This window comes from Aerococcus sp. L_32 (assembly GCF_050689315.1).
In genome coordinates this window covers 1-1360 of sequence record NZ_JBOEQF010000496.1, presented here as the reverse complement: position 1 = coordinate 1360, position 1360 = coordinate 1, and the positions used below count along the sequence as shown (strand labels likewise).

Here is a 1360-nt window from a genome sequence, read left to right as displayed (position 1 = left end):
AATCTATTGAAAAATTGTCTTATCAAGCCTTTCATGACAAACATTCATCATCGTTCGCCTCATGGTTGACAAATGATATAAATACTATTGAAGAAAATGGCTTTGCTGGAATATATGAAATTATTACCTTAACAATTACAGGTATTGGTGCCATTATTGCCTTATTATACTTCCATTGGTCAATCCTGTTATTTTCATTGATTTCTGCCATCTTTACCTTATGGTTGCCTCAATTAGTGACTAAAAGAGTTCAAGAAGCTACACTTGAAGTAACCCATGAAGAAGAAAAATTTATGCAGATTGTTACTGATACACTGCAAGGATTTGATACACTATTTTCTTATAATCTCTTATCTCGTATTACGCGTCGCATTGAAGAGGGCTCTAAAAAGGTAGCTCAATCAACCGTTAACCAACATACACAAGTCACTTATTCAGCTATTCTTGGTGCATCTGGGAATCTAATTGGACAAATTGGTGTTTGGGTCTTGAGTGCTGTACTGGCTTTTCGACAAGTTATTTCAATTGGGTCGATTTCTGCAACAGAAGGATTAAGTTTTCAAATTTTTAATAGTGTGGGGAATATAACGAATTACTGGACACAAGTTCGAATGGTATATCCAATCTTTGAAAAATTTGCGTCTATTGAACAAGTGGACCAACCTATATATGATAAATTTGTTGTAGATGAAACTGGTATTGATTTGAAAAAATTATCCTATGCTTATGATAATCAGTTTGTTTTTGAAGAGTTAGACTATCATTTTAATTTTGGGCATAAATACGCCATTATTGGGCCAAGTGGGTCAGGGAAAACCACCTTACTGAACATCTTGAATGGTAAATTAACTGATTATACTGGATCAGCTCGTTTGATGGGTAATGAGTTGAAAGCAGTTGATGGCTTTGATATTCGACAAGAAGTGATGTATTTAGATCAAACACCTTATATATTTGAAGGAACAATTCGTGATAATGTGAGTTTGAATAATGATTTTTCTGATGAAACTATATGGGCTGCGCTCAAAAAGGCTGGTTTAGAAGCAACTGTACAAGATTTGAATGGACAGTTAGATGGAGATATCGGCGAAAGTGGACGTTTATTATCGGGCGGACAAAGGCAACGATTAGCATTAGCGAGAGGGTTGGCTCATGGTAAAAGCATTATTTTACTTGATGAAGGGACATCCTCACTTGACCAGGAGACGGCCTTGAAAATTGAAAAAGATTTAATGAAAGATCCAAGTCTGACCGTGATTATGATTACACATCATCTACACAGCGAGATTGAAGCATCACTAGATGGTATTTTGCACTTAGGCACATGACTAATTTATAACTAAGGTTATCTTGACGGGCT

1 protein-coding gene is annotated in these 1360 nt (G+C 35.7%); it reads left to right on the top strand.

Features of this window, described 5'->3' with window-relative positions; all coding sequences use genetic code 11:
• Nucleotides 1-1328: ATP-binding cassette domain-containing protein (locus tag ACRCJ0_RS14210; protein ID WP_431390873.1), on the top strand; the 1328-nt coding region annotated here is incomplete at its 5' end.
• Nucleotides 1329-1360: the final 32 nt, after the last annotated feature.